14 protein-coding genes are annotated in these 16,811 nt (G+C 42.6%); 6 read left to right on the plus strand and 8 right to left on the minus strand.

Going from position 1 to position 16,811, the window contains the following annotated elements; translation table 11 throughout:
- The first annotated feature begins 12 nt into the window (after positions 1-12).
- From HBN42_RS07795 to HBN42_RS07805, 3 genes are read left to right on the plus strand one after another with little or no spacing between them, the layout of a single operon-like run.
- Positions 13-981 (plus strand): ABC transporter substrate-binding protein, encoded by a 969-nt coding sequence (locus tag HBN42_RS07795; RefSeq protein ID WP_165994495.1) that lies wholly within the window; start codon positions 13-15, stop codon positions 979-981.
- A gap of 10 nt (positions 982-991) precedes the next feature.
- Positions 992-1,876: an ABC transporter permease gene (locus HBN42_RS07800; RefSeq protein WP_165994496.1), complete on the plus strand. Its 885-nt coding sequence runs from the start codon at positions 992-994 to the stop codon at positions 1,874-1,876.
- Positions 1,877-1,885: 9 nt separating this feature from the next.
- On the plus strand, positions 1,886-2,689 hold the full coding sequence (locus HBN42_RS07805) for an ABC transporter ATP-binding protein (RefSeq protein ID WP_165994497.1): 804 nt from the start codon (positions 1,886-1,888) through the stop codon (positions 2,687-2,689).
- Between the two features lie 203 nt (positions 2,690-2,892).
- Here the strand turns inward: HBN42_RS07805 and HBN42_RS07810 are convergent, their stop codons facing one another.
- The 5 genes from HBN42_RS07810 to HBN42_RS07830 all read right to left on the minus strand — a co-directional run bounded on the left by HBN42_RS07810 (position 2,893) and on the right by HBN42_RS07830 (position 7,680).
- Positions 2,893-3,129: a hypothetical protein gene (locus tag HBN42_RS07810; protein WP_165994498.1), complete on the minus strand. Its 237-nt coding sequence runs from the start codon at positions 3,127-3,129 to the stop codon at positions 2,893-2,895.
- A gap of 502 nt (positions 3,130-3,631) precedes the next feature.
- Entirely contained in the window at positions 3,632-4,276 is a 645-nt protein-coding gene (locus tag HBN42_RS07815; RefSeq protein WP_165994499.1) for a deoxynucleoside kinase, read from the minus strand.
- A gap of 19 nt (positions 4,277-4,295) precedes the next feature.
- The gene (gene dusB / locus HBN42_RS07820) at positions 4,296-5,273 is read right to left on the minus strand and encodes a tRNA dihydrouridine synthase DusB (protein WP_165994500.1); all 978 of its coding nucleotides are present in this window, start codon (positions 5,271-5,273) and stop codon (positions 4,296-4,298) included.
- Positions 5,260-6,132 (minus strand): Hsp33 family molecular chaperone HslO, encoded by an 873-nt coding sequence (hslO, locus tag HBN42_RS07825; protein ID WP_165994501.1) that lies wholly within the window; start codon positions 6,130-6,132, stop codon positions 5,260-5,262. Before hslO ends, dusB begins: the two co-directional genes overlap by 14 nt.
- A gap of 36 nt (positions 6,133-6,168) precedes the next feature.
- A complete protein-coding gene (locus HBN42_RS07830; RefSeq protein WP_165994502.1) occupies positions 6,169-7,680 on the minus strand; it encodes an AcpB/EbpR/MafR family transcriptional regulator in 1,512 nt (503 codons plus the stop codon).
- A 414-nt stretch (positions 7,681-8,094) separates the two neighbouring features.
- On the opposite strand from HBN42_RS07830, the gene HBN42_RS07835 reads away from it, so the two are divergent.
- Entirely contained in the window at positions 8,095-8,532 is a 438-nt protein-coding gene (locus HBN42_RS07835) for a hypothetical protein (RefSeq protein ID WP_165994503.1), read from the plus strand.
- Between the two features lie 94 nt (positions 8,533-8,626).
- Positions 8,627-9,823 carry an LPXTG cell wall anchor domain-containing protein gene (locus tag HBN42_RS10230; RefSeq protein ID WP_165994504.1) on the plus strand — a complete coding sequence of 399 codons (1,197 nt, stop codon included), beginning with the start codon at positions 8,627-8,629 and terminating at the stop codon, positions 9,821-9,823.
- A gap of 323 nt (positions 9,824-10,146) precedes the next feature.
- On the opposite strand, the gene gshAB is transcribed toward HBN42_RS10230, so the two are convergent.
- The 3 genes from gshAB to HBN42_RS07855 form a co-directional block, all read right to left on the minus strand.
- Positions 10,147-12,417 (minus strand): bifunctional glutamate--cysteine ligase GshA/glutathione synthetase GshB, encoded by a 2,271-nt coding sequence (gshAB, locus tag HBN42_RS07845; protein WP_165994505.1) that lies wholly within the window; start codon positions 12,415-12,417, stop codon positions 10,147-10,149.
- A gap of 158 nt (positions 12,418-12,575) precedes the next feature.
- A complete protein-coding gene (locus HBN42_RS07850; protein ID WP_165994506.1) occupies positions 12,576-13,829 on the minus strand; it encodes a toxic anion resistance protein in 1,254 nt (417 codons plus the stop codon).
- Between the two features lie 16 nt (positions 13,830-13,845).
- Positions 13,846-14,697 (minus strand): hypothetical protein, encoded by an 852-nt coding sequence (locus tag HBN42_RS07855; protein ID WP_165994507.1) that lies wholly within the window; start codon positions 14,695-14,697, stop codon positions 13,846-13,848.
- A gap of 362 nt (positions 14,698-15,059) precedes the next feature.
- Between HBN42_RS07855 and HBN42_RS07860 the strand changes: the two genes are divergently transcribed.
- Positions 15,060-16,352 (plus strand): adenylosuccinate synthase, encoded by a 1,293-nt coding sequence (locus tag HBN42_RS07860; protein ID WP_165994508.1) that lies wholly within the window; start codon positions 15,060-15,062, stop codon positions 16,350-16,352.
- The last annotated feature ends 459 nt before the right edge of the window (positions 16,353-16,811 follow it).

Consider the following 16,811-nt stretch of genomic DNA (forward strand, 5'->3'; position numbering starts at 1 on the left):
GAAAGGATCCTCATGAAAAAATTACTAACCCTACTTTTAATCCTCCTTAGCTCAGTTTCCCTCCTTGCATGTCGTAAAAGGGCAAATAAGCAGCCTTTTAGAGCAAATAAGATCAGGATAGGTATTTTGCAGTACATGGAGCATAACTCTCTTACAGAGGCTCGTAGGGGCTTTATAGAGCAATTAAAAACAGAAGGCTACAAGGAAGGTGATAATCTGAAGATCAGCTATCAAAATGCCCAAGGCGACCAATCCAATCTTCAGGTCATTTCCGAAAAGCTGATTGAAAAAAATAAGCTCATTTTAGCCATAGCCACTCCAGCTGCCCAGTCTCTTGCCAGCCTAACAAGTAAGACCCCTATCCTTTTTACAGCTGTGACAGATCCCCTGTCGGCAGACCTGGTAAAGTCCCTGAAAAATCCTGGTGGCCTAGTAACAGGGGTTAGTGACCAAGCTCCCATAGCTAAGCAAATTGACTTGTTAGGCCAGGCTGTGCCCCATGCCAAAAGGGTTGGTCTCCTCTACAGCAGCAGTGAAAGAAATTCTGAAATTCAAATCAAACAGGCTCAAAAGCAGCTGCTAAAAGCAGGCTACAAAGTGACTAAAAAGACTGTCACTTCTACCAATGATGTGCAGGATGCAGCCAGATCTTTAATGGCAAAAACGGACGTCATCTTTGTTCCGACAGATAACACCCTGGCCTCAACCATGCCCATGTTGGCAGAGCTTTCCCTGGAAAAACATGTGCCTATCATTGGGGGCTCTACTGATATGGTAGATGCTGGCGGACTACTGACTTATGGCTGTAACTATGAGCAACTGGGCAAGCAGGTTGCTAAGCAGGCAGTGAAGATCTTAAAGGGTCAAGACCCAGCCAGACTGCCAGTTCAGTATCCAAAGCAGGTGGACTTACATGTTAACAGGGAAATGGCCAAAAAATTAGGCATTGATCTATCAAAATTATCTGAAGAAAAGAAGTAAAGGAGAACCTATGTCACTTATTTTATCTAGCCTGTCTCAAGGGATCCTTTGGTCTGTCATGGCCATTGGTGTTTACATTACTTTTAGGATCTTGGATATTGCTGATCTGACAGCGGAGGGTTCTTTTCCCCTTGGTGCTGCCATCTGTGCCACTGGCATTGTCTCAGGTTTGCACCCTCTCCTTGCTAGTCTTTTGGCCTTTGTTGGTGGGCTTTTAGCTGGCCTTGTTTCTGGTCTCATTCACACCAAGTTAAAAATCCCTGCTTTATTAACAGGGATTATCACTTTGACAGCCTTATATTCAGTCAATCTTAAGGTCTTAGGCAAGGCCAATCTGGCTCTCTTAGGTCAAGAAACCTTGGTCAGTAAAATCTACGCCTTAGGTTTTACCAAAACAGCCTCGGTCATGATCATGGGACTGGTCTTTTTACTGGTCATTCTTCTTGCCTTAACCCTCTTTATGCGAACACAAATTGGGCTAGCTCTTCGGGCAAGCGGCGACAACCTCCCTATGAGCGCTTCTAACGGCGTTTACACCGATCAGATGAAAATCATCGCCTACATGCTTTCCAACGCTCTCATAGCCCTCTGTGGGGCTCTCCTGTGTCAAAACAATGGCTATGCTGATTTAAACTCAGGAGTGGGAACTATTGTCATTGGACTAGCTTCCATCATCATAGCAGAAGTGGTCCTTCCTAAGAAGACCATTGGCTGGCGCCTGGCCTCCCTGGTTTTAGGATCTATCATCTATAGGCTGATTATCCTAGCCATCCTCTCTATTCCAGGTATGGACGCTGACTTGGTCAAGCTATGCTCAGCCATCCTTCTAGCCTCAGTCTTATACCTGCCCCAACTGCAAAAAGCACTGCAAATCCGCAAACCAAAATTAAATTAAGGAAACAATATGGAAAGTTTATTATCATTACGAAAGATTCACAAGTCCTTTGAAGTAGGGACAATCAACGAAAATCACGTCTTAAGAGGCCTGAGCCTGGAAGTTAGAGAGGGCGACTTTATCTCCATCATTGGTGGAAATGGAGCTGGAAAATCAACCCTGATGAATAGCTTGGCAGGCACTGTCAAAGTGGACCAGGGAGACATCCTACTAGAAGGCCAATCCATCAAAAAGGATCCCACAGCCAAAAGAGCCAAAAACATCAGCCGCGTCTTTCAGGATCCCAAGATGGGAACAGCTTCGCGCCTGACCATAGAAGAGAACATGGCCATAGCCTATAGTCGCGGCAAAAAGCGAGGTCTGAGCTGGGGCCTTAAAGAAAAGGAGCGCCAACTTTTCAGGGAAAGATTGAAAGAATTAGGCTTAAACTTAGAAAACCGCCTAAAAGTTGATACTCAATTTCTATCAGGTGGCCAAAGGCAGGCTCTGACCCTACTCATGGCCTCCTTGCAAAAACCAAAACTCTTGCTCCTAGATGAACATACGGCAGCCTTAGACCCTAAGACCAGTGAGATGGTCATGACCCTGACCAATAAGATTGTGACAAAAGACCAGCTGACCACTCTCATGATCACCCACAACATGGAACATGCCATCAACTATGGCAACCGCCTGGTCATGCTAGACCAGGGAAAAATTGTCGTGGATATAGAAGGTCAGGAAAAGAAAAAGCTAACAGTAGCCCAGCTAATGACCCTCTTCCAAAAGAAGAGTGGCCATCAACTAACAGCTGACGCCTTACTCCTAGGCTAAGATTTTAAGGACCAAGAGTTAGTTTCCTACGAAATCCTTGATCTTCTCAAGCTTGGTAAAGTCATTTTGTGAAAATCTGTAGTAGGAAGATCTGTAGGTTACTCTATAAGCTTTATCTTCAATATATTTGATAGCTTGATTTAGATCATGAACGGTCTTAGCTTCATCAATCTGTCGTTCAGCTTCTTCATAATCACTTTGTTCTACACGTCTTGAAGTGCTTCTATATTTGTCTTGGTGTTTTTTAAGAATTTTTTAGCCTCTGCTTTGTGATCGTGAACATAGACCATCTCTTTTCTTTTGTCTTTAGCTTCCTTGATAATGTTTTTTAAATCGTCTAGGAAGCTGGTATTTTCAAGTTGTTCGACATAATAATTAGCAAGAGTACCATCATAGTTTATCCCATGGAGCCTGTAGATATGTTCAGGGTTGTCTTTCATGTGCTTTTGCAATTTACGGAAAATAAAACCTGGAATTTTATGTCTTTGTAAGTAGAGGCTGACTTTGATATGTTCACTATCAAGATTGTTTTCAAATTCATTTTTGAAGTCTTCAAATGCGTCATAGTCACGATGCCTTAGTTGGCTCTTAATGTGTGACTTTATTTCAGCGTCACGTTTTCGTACTCCTTGAAAGTTATAACTAGAATCTTGTCTAGAACTTGAGTAACCTCTATCAGACTTTAGTCGGTCAGTGTCGTGAGTTGAAGTATCTCTTCGTTTTCTTATTTGACGTGTCGAGCTAGAGGTTTTTTCTTGTCATGTGATAGGATCGCTCCTTTGCTTAATACCTCGACCATTATGTTGTAAGCACTGGCCAAAATAAAATCACATTTCTTAACTGAGCTATAGTAGATGATTCCATTTCTGCCTAATCTGACAGGAGTTGTCATCTCCACAAGCTCATAAAAGTCATCAAAAAAAGCAGCGTTGGCTGCTTTTTTTAATCTAGTAAATCTAAACTTTTCAATTTCTCATCAATCAGGGCAAAAACTTTCTTGAGGTCATCTTCACTTTGGACAAAGTCCAAGACATTACCATTGATTTTCATCTTTGGTGAGACCTCATAGTTCTCATACCAGTCTGGATAGGCCTTATACACCTGACGGTAATAAGCTTCCAACTCAGGATTGTCCTTGATCTGCTCAAAGCTGCGCCCACGATTGGCAATGCGTTCCAACATTTTCTCAAAGGAAACGTCAATGTAAATCAATAGGTCAGGCTTCTTCTTAGGCATCCCCTCAAGTTCTTCTAGCATATTAGCCAAAAGCTCCTGATAGATCTCAAGCTCTGTTTGCGTGATATTACCATTTTGATAATTCAAAATCAAAAAGAGCTCGTCTTCAAAGATAGAACGGTCAAGAACATTATTATCAGCCTTATAGGCCTCCTTAATGGACTTAAAACGCTTATTCAAAAAATAAATCTGCAACAAAAAGGCATACTTCTGCGGATCCTGATAATAAAGATCCAGCACAGGGTTGTTATCCACAGCCTCATAAAAAACCTCTGTCCCCAAGTGTTCGCCTAGAGCAGCGGCCAAAGAACTCTTTCCAGCTCCTATTGTACCAGCTAAAACTATCAACATGCTTCTCCTTTGCTTGTCCCTAGCCCACCTGAGCAAAAATACTTTCCACTTCGGCTAAAGTACTAGCCCGTGACACAGCACTGCGCACCTTGGCAGCCCCAGCAGTTCCCCTCAGATAGTGAGGCGCCAAACCACGAAACTCCCGCACAGCAATAACCTCGCCCTTGAGGGCAATCAAACGTTTCAAATGATCCTTGGCAATAGCCAATTTTTGGGCAAATGGAAGATCAGGTAAGGCCTCCCCCGTTTCAAAGAAATGGTTAATCTGCGTAAAGAGATAGGGATTGTTCATAGCTGCGCGACCAATCATCACAGCATCCACACCAATTTCCTCGATCATGAACTTGGCATCCTGAACACTGCGGACATCACCATTCCCAATAAAAGGAATCTTGCTGATGGCCTTAGAAACCCTGGCCAAAGTCTCATGGTCACAAGAGCCCGTGTACATCTGCTCCCTGGTCCGCCCATGCATGGCTAGAGCAGAAACCCCGGCAGATTCAGCTGCTAGGGCATTCTCAACAGCCAGAGAACTATCAGACCAACCAGTCCGCATCTTGACCGTCAAAGGAATATCCAGGACAGAAGTCACCTCAGAAACGATATGATAAATCTTATCAGGATCCCGTAACCACTTAGCACCAGCCTCATTTTTAACCACCTTGTTGACCGGACAACCCATGTTGATATCAACGATATCAGCCTTGGTATTGGTCTGAATAAAGTCGGCCGCCCGCTTCAACCCCTCAGCGTCGCCGCCAAAAAGTTGAATGGAAACAGGGTGTTCATTATCATCAATATGCAGCATGTGCAGGGTCTTCTCGTTGTTATAAAGTAACCCCTTCTCAGAGATCATCTCCATAACCACAAGACCCGCGCCAAACTCCTTGGCAATGGTTCTAAAAGCAGAGTTGGTGACCCCAGCCATGGGCGCTAGCACCGTACGGTGCGGAATGACCACATCCCCGATCTTAAAAGAAGAATTAAGCTTTGTCATGGATCATCCCCTCCAAATCTTTAGCATTAAAAACATAGCGCTGCTGACAGAACTGACAGACAATCTCAGCTCCCTGATCCTGGGCTAACATCTCTTGCAAATCACTGACCGGCAGAGACATCAAAGCCGCCTCAAAACGCTCCCGTGAACAATCACAGTAAAAAGACAGAGGCTCTTCAGACAGACGCTTATAGCCCTCATCCCCATAAATGGCAGATAGCAGAGCATCCACATGATCCTCAGAAGCCAACAAGTCAGAAATGGCAGGCATCTCCTGCAGCCGCTTCTCAAAACGTGCAATCTCCTCCTCTGGAGCTCCAGGCAGAGCCTGAACCAAAAAGCCACCAGCTACCTTGACCTGATCCTTGTCATCCAAGAGAACATTTAGACCAACCGCAGAAGGGGTTTGCTCTGACTCCGCCAAAAAATAGGCGAAATCTTCACCGATTTCACCAGAAATCAAGGGAGTAGTTGAAGTGTAGGGTCTACCAGTACCATAGTCAACAATAGAGACAAAGTGACCATTTCCCATAAAAGGTCCAACCAAAACCTCACCAGTGGCCGTCTTTTTAATGTCTACACCAGGATTTTGGATGTAGCCCTTGACATGCCCCTTAGTGTCAGCAACAGAAATGATATGGCCAAAAGAAGAGTCACCAATGACCTTGACAGTGACCTTGCTATCACCCTTTTGATTGGCAGCAAGGATCTGGTTAGCAATCAAGGTACGTCCCAGTGCAACCGTTGATGAAGCTAGGGTCTGATGTTTTTCCTGAGCACGTCGAACAGTCTCTGAACTATCAAGAACAAAGGCTCTAAAAGAGCCAGTATTTGCTATTGTTTTAATCAATTTATCCATGGCTATTATTATAGCACAAAGAAGAGATTCTGACCTCTAAGATATACTTTTACTTGTTGAAGCCGTTGCAAACTGCTCCTTGACCTTCTTAACCAGATAATGGTTCAAGCGCTCAAGAGCAATAGAAGGAATCAACTTGTTGAAGTAATAGATATCAGTTCCTTCGATCTCAGGTAGGATGATATCTGTTAGAACCAGATCAAAATTATCTCTAATATAGTCTACATCCAGGCTAGGACTCTTGAAGATAGCGATATCAAAGAACTGTCCAGCATAGGCCTTGAGGAATTGCCCCACATTGGAAGTTCCCTTTTCAATGACCAAAAGGCGATGGTGTTGAATCATCTGACTGAGGTGAACATAGAGATTGTCCCAGTAGGCCACAAGGATATAGACCAGATCATAAAGGGTTGACTCTGGGCAGGGTAGGCGTTTTTGCTTAAAGAGTTCTTCCAAGCTTTGACAGAGCTTAGAGAAGAAATAAGGGTACTCCTCCTTGAAGAAGTCCATACACTCCTGACGAGGATCATAGATCAAGAAGTTATGGTGATGATCAGCCTTGCCTAGCATATAGGCGTTGTTAAGCACAGTCACAATCTGATCCTTGTTAGCCATAGGGATCCTTAGCTGAGCCTCTAGCTGATCTAGAACTGCTAGCCAGGAAGCAAAGGGCATATCATTACGGTGTAAGGGAGATACCTCCTGATAAGGGATAAGTTCAGAATTGAGGACGATCCTTTGGCTGTAGTAGGGCGACAACATATCAGATAGGGCCTGATCAGACAGATGAACCTGATATTTTTGGGATAGGCGCTTTGATAGGGGACGCAGCTCAGGATGGTTGGTCAAGACTTCAAAGGTCTCTCTGACTGAAGCTGGACTATGTAGATAATAACCACGAGACTGGCGATAAAAGTTAATGGCCACCAGCAGCTTAAGATGACGATGCAGGGCAAAGCCCACTTCTGCTTTTTTATCAGCTAAAAGATAGCTGACCAGTTGATTCATATCTTCTTCACGGATAAATTGCTCTAGAGGCCAAATATGACAATCATAGGATTCAGAAAAATATTTCAGAAAAAAAAGCCTAATGGCCGTCTCCTCTCCAGTGAAGGTCAAATGTTTTTTATCAATGCAGATCTGAAAATGGGCCATCAAATACTGATTAGTCCGATTTAAAAGTCTTTTTAAGGTGGAAAGGCTCATGTACATATGCTCTGCCAAGTCGTCTAAGGAGCGAGCTGGCTTATAAAAGAGGATCTCTAAAAGCCGTAGGGCAGGAGAGTCTTGTAAAACTGACTGATAGAGTTTTTTAGTGCCATACTGGTCCTTATAAGAAATTTTCAGATGTGGAGAAATGTAAGCTACATCGGTCACTTCTGGAAAAGAACGAAGGTTAGCAATTTCTGTTTGCAGGGTTAAAAAAGAACAATTTAATCTTTGACAAATGCTCTTATAATCCAAATAGGGCTTTTTAGCCCTCATCAGCATTAACAGTTTTAGAGTGCGAACCTGTTGATTTGTGAAAAATCCAGTATTAAAAGGCATTATATTCTCCTAGTGTGTAAATTAGTAACAGCTAATACCCTCTTAATAAAGTTTCTAAAAAATGGGAAACTTTTAAAAATTAAAGGCTTCAATAAGATAACTAAATTATAATAATAAGATAACTAAATTATAATAAAATGTCAATATATTTTTTTAACAAGTTAAGCAAAGGCTTGCATAAAAATCTAAAATGAGAAAACTTCTATTGAAAGTGCTATCATTAGCATTGTGTAATCGATTCAACAATTTTAATCTTGATTAAAATCTTGGACTTGAATACCATAAAAAACTCATGTTTAATTTATTTAAAGTTTCGAAGAAGGCAGACTGTCTTTTTTTTCTGCCCCAAAAAAAGAAAAAGTCTAAAGTCTATCGAGCTTATAGTTACATAGGAAGAAAAAGGAGAAAAAATTAATGGCTACGAAAAGTAAAGCCCGTAAACACGCCCTTAGAAAGGCGGTGACGACAGCAGTTCTAGCGAGTACTGCAATGGGAACATTAGGGAGGGCACTGACAAGTGCAACGACTGTTAAGGCCAGTGGATTAAGACGACTTCCACAAATTACTGATTTTGATCGGGAAAGACTTTTCACTCTTATTAGTGATCGGAAGTACCAAAAAATGGAAGATAAGGACATTTTAGCAGAATTAAGAGATGTACTTGATCATTCTGATGTTAGTACTTTATTAAGATTAACGAACGGTCTAAATCCTTCTGATATAAACTATAGAGATAGTATATTGAGACATATTGAAAAGAGTATAGGTGCTTTTACTGATCCAGTATACAGAAACAAGGTTCATAGTCTAACTTCATTATTATATAGAAACAATTCAAAAAAAATTAGTTGAAAATGACAAAAACATTGATAAAATGGGTGACCTATATGACCAAATTAGTGAAAAAAATAAGAATATAGAAAAAATAAATAGTGATAGAAAGGCTTTGGAAGAAATAGCAAAATTCCAAAGAAAGGCAATAAAGGATAAAGAAAAAGCTATAGAAACTGTACAAGCAGAACTTGAGAAGTCCATTCAGAGTCATTCTAAAATGGCTGAGCGAGAAGGTAAACGAGCAGCTGAATTACAAAAGAAAATTGATGCATTAACCGCTGAAAAACAAGGTTTATTAGATCAATTAAAAGACGAAGAATCAAGACATCAAGGAACAATCCGAACCACTACTAGAATGGTGAAGGAATTAGAAAGAGCTCGTAAGGAAGCTGAGCATTATAAAAATCAAGATAAGATAATAACTCATGCTTTTGAACAGGCTAAGGCAGAGTATGACAAAAAAGCTAAAGAAGCGGAACAAGCTAATAATACTGTTCTTCTTTTAAGCAACGCCTTGAATCAAGCAAAAGAAGAATTTGATCAAACAAATCAAAAACTTACAATTGCCCTTGAAGAAAAAGCAGTTCTTGAAGCTCAATTGAGTGAAAAAGAAGCCAAGGTTACAACATTACAAAATCAATTAGAAGAAGCTAACCAAGCTAATAAGGCAGCTGAAGCTAAGATTGCTGAGCTTGAGAAACAAGTAGCGGATGGAGCTTCAGTGAATAAAGGCTTACAAGCTGAAATAAAGAAAAAAGATGAGAATATAGCTGCTCTGGAAAAAGAATTGTCAAGTTCTAAGAAAGAACTTCAAGAATCTGTAGAAGCGAAAGAAAAAGCAGAAAAAGAACTTGCAAGTCTTAAAGAAGAAATCGAAAAATTAAAAGCTGATAATCAAGAGCTTGAAGCTAAAATTGAAAAACTAGAAAAAGAAAAAGCAGAACTTGTTCGTGAAGTTGAAAAACTAGAAAAAGACAAGAAAGCTTTAACTGAAAATATTGAAAAACTTCTTAAAGACCTAGAAGAACTTAAACATAAACTAGACCTATCTGAGCATGAAAAAGCAGATTTCTTAGCTCAAATTGAACGCTTGAAGAAAGAATTAGCAGAAAAACTTCATGGTAAGTCTGGCATGACAGATATGTCTAAGGGAACTATGCCTTCTCATTCAGGTAGTGCAGCTGCTAAAGGACAGCTTCCAGCAACTGGTGAAGCATCAGCAAATCCATTCTTCACATCAGCTGCTCTTGCTATTATGGTAGGTGCTGGTACTCTTGGAATGGCAGTTAGAAAAAAAGAAAACGACTAAGACTTTGGCCACTTTAAAATGGCCAAAAAAATCAGCCAGTGAAGGAAGCCGATAAGACAACTCCTCTTCCTTCGACTGTTGCTGGTGATGAAAATAAGATTATTTAAAACAACGACTTTTTTCGACTTATACAACTTTTGATAGACAAATACAAAGAGCACAAGCCTTCACTCCGGCTTGTGCTTTTCCTGTTTTTTGATAGATTTCTTTTTATCTTTTTAACTGACCATTCTAAGAGCTATCTTATGTCAGCTAAAGAGAGTGGCTGATGTCATTGGCAAATAAGAAAAAAGAGCCCAAGCTCTCTTTTCAAATCATCTCTTTTATATTTCTAACTCAGGAAAGAGCTTGGCAAGGATTTTAGGAGTCAGGCTCTGTCCTGGCCCCTGATGACAGTATGTATGCATATACATAGAGGGGTTGAAATTAAGCTCAATGCAGTGACAGTTAGGCTCTTCAGGACTGGCCTTGACTGCCAGATCTGGGATGATAAGGTCAACCCCACAGACCCAAGCTCCCATAGCTTCAGCCATCTGAGCGGCTAGTAGCTTGTAGGAAGGATCCATGCTGTCTGTCATATCAACTGAGTCACCACCGGTTGAGATATTGGAATTGCGCCTTAGGTTGACCTTGGCGCCCTGATCTAAGATACTGTCTTCACTGTAGCCTTCTTGAGCCAGCATCAGTTTTTCAATCTTACCCAGCTGGATTTTCTCAAGGGGGGAGCGGTGGTCAGAACCACGTAGAGGATCTTGATTTTTGATTTGGATCAGTTCTTTGATACTGTGCTTGCCATCGCCAACCACATTGGCAGCTAGCCTCAGAAGAACCGCCTGACACTTGCCATCAAGGATAAAGAAACGATATTCAGTTCCTGGGATAAAGTCTTCGACCAGGACTTCCTTGTCTTCAGAAAAAGCAATATCTAGGGCTTTTTCATAGTCTTCCTGACTGGCTGGTCTTTGAAAGATGGAGATCCCTAGGCCAAAGTTGGTTGACTTGGGCTTAACCACTATGGCCTTGTCAGCTATTTGAGCGTAGTAGCGCAGAGCCTGATCCTTGCTGGCAAATTCCCGCCCTCCTGGTGTGGGGAAGCCTGCCTGGTCTAAGATTTTTTTGGTGACGGTCTTGTTGGCCATGGCCAAGGGGACGATGTAGGTGTCCTTGGAGGTCATGTTGCCGTTTTTGACATACTCTACATGGTCACCATGCCAGAGTTTTAAGAACTGGTCTTCCTCATCTAGGATTTCTAGATGGACGCCCTTTTGGATGACATCAAACATAAGCATCTGCGTAGACAGTTCCATGCTTTCATAGCCCTTAAGTGCGTAGGGAGCCTCTTTAGCCTCTTCTTGGTACTTTCTAGCTACTTTGAGTCCAAAATCAGCCAGGGAAGCGTCAGTGATTTTCTTGGATAGTCGGCCGCCTAGGGTCAGTTCTGGCTTGTTTAGAGCTTCTTTTATTTTCTTAAGGAGTTCTTGGTAGTAGTCTTCTAAGGCGAAGTGCTGGATCAGCTCTGTCATGGCTTGGATCAGTTTTTGAGCCTGGGCTTGGGCTTGATTAGGTAGGGGCTCTAGGGGGTCAGCCAGGGCTATTTTTTCGTTCAGTTCTTTGGCCTTTTCTAGGCTGTGACTGGTCTCTTCTACTTCCAAGTCATCCAGCCAGATCAAAGTCAGGATGAAGAGTTGGAAGCTGTCCAGGGTCTCTTGGGAGATGCCTAGGGGATCAAAGGGGTCTATGTCAAAGTTACGGAACTCGATGTAGCTGATGCCCTTTTCTAGGTAGTCGCGGCTCTTTTTGCTGCCTCGCAGGCGAACGGGTGAGTAGAACTCTTTTTCTAGGGAGAGGGCGCCGCTTCTTAGGGCCTCCTCCATATCAGCTATATAAGCTTCAAGGGAAGAAAAGGAGATGCGGACACGCTCGTCATTGGCGTAGCCATAAGCTTTGCTGGCACGTAGGGAGCGGACGGTTTTTGGGACTGGTTGGGGGTAAAAGTTTTTTTCGGCTATGGGGCTAGCGCCATAGAGGTAGGTCACAAACCATTGGTAGTTAAGGAATTGTCTGGCTACCTTCATGTAGAGCTGGTTTTTGAAGCTGGTGTAGTCCTTGAGGGAGCTCTCTTCAAAGAGCAGTTGGCTAAGTTTTTTGCCCAGTTCAAAGTTATAGTGGATACCAGAGATGGACTGGCGCAGTTTTCCGTAGGATCTAGCTAGTTGCTTGCGGTAGGCCACTTCCTCTGGGTCTTCTAGCTTGGCGATCTGGATGTCTTTTTCTTCTAGATAGGGCGGCATGGAAAGAGGCCAGATCATTTGGTCTTCTTCTAGGCTTCTTTGGGCAACATTAGAGATGGCCTTGAGGCGTCGTCTGGCCTCCCGGGTGGACTTTGAGATGGGGGTGATCAGTTCCATCTGTTCTTCACTAAAGTCGGTCTGGATATAGGGGTGGTAGCTGCGTGACCCCAGTTCTTTAGGATGGTCTGTTTGGGCTAATTTTCCCTGCGGGGTGATTCTTAGGCCTTCGCGTTCGATGCCAAAGGTAGCCTCTAAGATGGGGCTAGTTTTTGGCAACTTTTGTAGTAAATGATTTAAGACCAAAATACGTGTTCTCCTTAGCTTTCATGTCTTTGTTCCAGTTTACAATTTTAGGAGCGGAAAAACAATTTTCCGCTAGCTGATTTCTTAAAGCTTTTGAAAGCTTTTTTAGGTATTGACTGCGCTTACAAATAATCTGAAAAAAAGAGCCGAAGCTCTTTTTAATGATCAACTTCCTCTTGGGTGTCGCGTCCTTGGTCAAGCAGCGCCTTGACGATCTTTTCGTCTCTTAGCTTGACGGAGTCGTTAATGGTCTCAGCTGACTTGATAATGCTTTTCTCAAGCTCTGCTCGTTTTTGACGTCCCTGGTCAATGGCCGCAATAATGCCGCTGTTTTGAGCGACCAGGCTCTCAGCCAAGGCAGTGACGGACTTGATGGATAGGGTCGGGTTCTGGGCAGAAGATTCTATGGCTGGGATGGCCTCCTTGCTGGTTTGAGCCAACATCTCTAAGGCTGCATTGTTGGCCTTGATAATGGCATCAGTAGTAGCCCCAGACTTGACAGACTGTTGGAGCATGCCCAGCTGGGCAATGGATAGCTTCATAGTTGGTAGGGTATTACGGCGGAGCATGCCCAGTTTTTGCCGCATGTCTGAGGAAACCTTAACCAGATTGCGCATTTGTGGAGTAGTAGCCCAGGCCACATAGAGGCGGCTGACATACTCGGTGTGTTGCTGCTCCAGGGTATTGATAACCTCAGTGGTGCGAGCCAGCTTATTACTGGTCTTTTGGTATTCTGGGCTGGTAGACTCAAGGCCTGCCAAGGCTTCTTGAAGGTCAAGAGCACGCTTTGAAGCTTCTTTTTGGCTGGCTTCTAGAAAAGCAATAACTCCAACCAGATTTTCTATGGACTTGGTGTTGTCTTCGATCAGTAGCTCTGCAGAAACAATGTTGCGGGCCAAGGTGTCTTCTTGCTTGACCACAGCAGCAGCCATGCCATCCATCTTTTGCTCAATGGTCTGAGCATCAAAATAAAACTCCTGCAGGGTGTTCTTGCTTTGTTTGAAGAGCTTTTGTAGCAGGTTGGGCTTTTTTTTATCCAGATCAGCGGCCTGGACATCCTTATACTTGGCAATAAAGCCATTGAGCTCCTGATTGGTCTTTTTCAAAAGGTCATCAACCTGGGGAATTTGGATCTTTTTCTGCTCTGCCAGGATATGGTTAACAGTGTTGTTAACGGCTTCGACTGCTGACTGGCCAAAGTCGAGTAGGGCATTTTGATCTGACAAGAAGGAATCAACCAGGGCTGGCGCTTTTGCTCTGATTTTGGCCTCTTGTTCAGGGCTCAGCTTTTCCAAAAAAGAAATGGTTTTGACAGAAGGGTTTTCCTCAGCAGTCACAATCTCTGTGGTCTTATCCTTGCTTGAGAGGGTGCTGCTTGCGATTTGGTCGATATCAAAGTTAAATTCAGACATGGGGTCTCCTTATCCTCTATAGGTTTTCCTTGTAGCTTTGTTTGGATTGCTCTTGCATCAGGCGGAGGCTGACGTCAAAGTCCTTGAGGTCACTCTCATTTAGTTTTCTTAGCGTCTCGTCCAGATCTAGGTCAAACTGCTTGAGGGCTTCTAGGGCTTGGCTCAGTCGTTTTTCGGCATTGTAATAGTCCTTGGGTGAGGCCTTCATCTTCAGGTAGCCCTCTAGGATCTGGTAGAAATGCTGCATGCTACTTTCGTGCAGAGCGGTCAGCTCGGCCTTGTTATCAGCCTTGTCGATCTTTTCAAGGATACTCTTGTGGTCTCTCTGGATGCTCTTATAGACCTCTGTTAGCTCTGGCGCTTCTTCGGTAATCATCCTGTCATAGATCTGATCCTGTCCCAGCTGGCTGTTCACTTGTAGCTGTTCCAGCTGTAATCTGGTGTCTACCTTGATATCATCAGCTCTTTTGTTGATCCTTTGGTAGACATTTGGGGGCAGTTGTGCTCTGAGTTCATAGGTCTCGTTTTTGATGTAGTTGATCTTTGGCAGCAGCTGATCAGCAAGCAGCCTAAAATTATTGTAGTCCTGCTCAAGCAGATACTGGTCTAGTAATTTGCTTTGCTTGTCAGCCATATGGATGGTGTCTTTCAGATCCTGGATCCTCTTTGCGATCTTCTGGGCTTCTAGCTGCTTTCTCCTCTTTCCAACCCGCCTAAAGCCAATACCCAAAAGTAGGGCTGTGATTACTAACAAGTTGTTTGGTATAAAGGTTTTGAGGGTGCTTAGAATGATCACATAGACAATAAACCAGATCCACTTGGGCAATCTGGGGATGAATTGAATAATAGAATCATATTTTTTTATCATAGGGTCACTTTCTAAAGCCAGTTTTTGTCATGCTGACTTACCCATATTTTACCCTAAAAAAGTCATTTCTAAAAGGCAATAGTGGAGATTTTCTGTATTCTTTTGGAGCTTAATTAGAAAGATCAAAAAAGGGTCAATGCTGGGCTGTTTCTCAAGCAATGTTCGGTTTTTGTTTGTTTTGAGGTTTTTGAGGCTTCTTCTAATGATTTTTTTCTTAATGATCTTAAAAAAGTTGGCTAAAAATTTCACTTTTTGCTATAATGGAGTGTAAGGTAAACTTGCAGGTGAGATTCCTGCCCTGTTTTCAAGAAAGGTGAAGGCCTCTGCTCACATCGTGGAGTAAACCTATATTGTAACTAATTATGACATCAGTAGTAGTTGTTGGCACCCAGTGGGGTGATGAAGGAAAAGGTAAAATTACGGACTTCTTATCTGCGGATGCAGAAGTGATTGCACGTTATCAAGGTGGGGATAATGCAGGTCATACTATCGTTATTGATGGCAAAAAATTCAAATTGCATTTGATTCCATCAGGTATTTTCTTCCCTGAAAAGATTTCTGTTATTGGTAATGGTGTAGTGGTTAACCCTAAATCATTGGTCAAGGAATTAGCTTATTTACATGAAGAGGGCGTGACAACTGATAATCTTAGGATTTCAGATCGTGCTCACGTTATTTTGCCTTATCATATCCAATTGGATCAGTTGCAAGAAGATTCAAAGGGTGATAACAAAATTGGAACAACTATTAAAGGGATCGGCCCAGCCTACATGGATAAGGCTGCCCGTGTAGGGATCCGCATTGCCGATCTTTTGGATAAGGATATTTTTGCGGAACGTTTGAAGGCTAATCTGGCTGAGAAAAATCGTCTCTTTGAAAAAATGTATGACAGCTCAGCTCTAGACTTTGATGCCATCTTTGAAGAGTACTATGCCTACGGTCAAGAGATCAAACAATATGTGACTGATACTTCAGTTATCCTAAATGATGCCCTAGATGCTGGTAAACGTGTTCTTTTTGAAGGGGCGCAAGGGGTTATGCTTGATATTGACCAAGGGACTTACCCATTTGTTACGTCTTCAAATCCTGTAGCTGGTGGGGTAACCATTGGTTCAGGTGTTGGGCCAAGTAAGATCAACAAGGTTGTTGGTGTCTGCAAGGCCTATACTAGCCGTGTAGGGGATGGTCCTTTCCCAACTGAACTTTTTGATGAAGTTGGCGACCGTATCCGTGAGGTTGGTCATGAGTACGGAACAACCACTGGTCGTCCACGTCGTGTGGGCTGGTTTGACTCTGTCGTTATGCGTCATAGCCGCCGTGTGTCAGGTATTACCAACCTTTCACTTAACTCTATTGACGTTCTCTCAGGCCTTGATAGTGTGAAGATCTGTGTGGCCTATGATTTGGACGGAGAACGCATCGATCACTACCCAGCAAGCCTAGAACAATTAAAACGTTGTAAACCAATCTATGAAGAGCTTCCAGGATGGTCAGAAGATATCACAGCTGTCCGCAGCTTAGAAGACCTGCCTGAAAATGCCCGCAACTACGTTCGCCGTGTCGGAGAACTAGTTGGCGTACGCATCTCAACCTTCTCAGTAGGACCAGGACGTGAACAAACCAACATCCTAGAATCAGTCTGGGCAAACATCTAAAAGAAGAAAGAGGAGAACAAACATTCCCCTCTTTTTTTGGTGTTTTCATAAGGAATCTGATGACGGCAGGGCTTATTGCGAACGGAGTGAGCAGCTAAAAAATGTTAAAAAAAGCCAAATTGGAGGGACTTCTCAGATTAAAACGGTCTGAAAATGTGGTTAAAATGAATGATAAATGTATTTAAAATGAGTTATTAAACTAATCTTATAACGCTTACATTAGAAAAACTAAGAAATTATAAAAAATATTTGACATGTCTAAAAGTTTAAGTTAAACTGGGCAAAGTGTGATTTAAGAGATCAACCTAAATTGAAGTCAGATCGAAAGTAAATAAAATGTTTGATTAAGGAATGACAAAAAGAAGCAGGCCGCAGCTTGCCTCTTATTTTTATTGTTCAAGGTTTGGAGAGACCTAAATATAAAAATAGTCCTTCTCTTAAGGGTTCTGATTTTGAAGA

This window comes from Streptococcus catagoni (assembly GCF_011421425.1).
Classification (GTDB): domain Bacteria; phylum Bacillota; class Bacilli; order Lactobacillales; family Streptococcaceae; genus Streptococcus; species Streptococcus catagoni.

Bases quoted from the DNA above. Each gene is read 5' to 3' on its own strand.
- HBN42_RS07795 (WP_165994495.1), top strand. From the start codon at position 13: ATGAAAAAATTACTAACCCTACTTTTAATCCTCCTTAGCTCAGTTTCC.
- HBN42_RS07800 (WP_165994496.1), top strand. From the start codon at position 992: ATGTCACTTATTTTATCTAGCCTGTCTCAAGGGATCCTTTGGTCTGTC.
- HBN42_RS07805 (WP_165994497.1), top strand. From the start codon at position 1,886: ATGGAAAGTTTATTATCATTACGAAAGATTCACAAGTCCTTTGAAGTA.
- HBN42_RS07810 (WP_165994498.1), bottom strand. From the start codon at position 3,129: ATGAAAGACAACCCTGAACATATCTACAGGCTCCATGGGATAAACTAT.
- HBN42_RS07815 (WP_165994499.1), bottom strand. From the start codon at position 4,276: ATGTTGATAGTTTTAGCTGGTACAATAGGAGCTGGAAAGAGTTCTTTG.
- dusB (WP_165994500.1), bottom strand. From the start codon at position 5,273: ATGACAAAGCTTAATTCTTCTTTTAAGATCGGGGATGTGGTCATTCCG.
- hslO (WP_165994501.1), bottom strand. From the start codon at position 6,132: ATGGATAAATTGATTAAAACAATAGCAAATACTGGCTCTTTTAGAGCC.
- HBN42_RS07830 (WP_165994502.1), bottom strand. From the start codon at position 7,680: ATGCCTTTTAATACTGGATTTTTCACAAATCAACAGGTTCGCACTCTA.
- HBN42_RS07835 (WP_165994503.1), top strand. From the start codon at position 8,095: ATGGCTACGAAAAGTAAAGCCCGTAAACACGCCCTTAGAAAGGCGGTG.
- HBN42_RS07850 (WP_165994506.1), bottom strand. From the start codon at position 13,829: ATGTCTGAATTTAACTTTGATATCGACCAAATCGCAAGCAGCACCCTC.
- HBN42_RS07855 (WP_165994507.1), bottom strand. From the start codon at position 14,697: ATGATAAAAAAATATGATTCTATTATTCAATTCATCCCCAGATTGCCC.
- HBN42_RS07860 (WP_165994508.1), top strand. From the start codon at position 15,060: ATGACATCAGTAGTAGTTGTTGGCACCCAGTGGGGTGATGAAGGAAAA.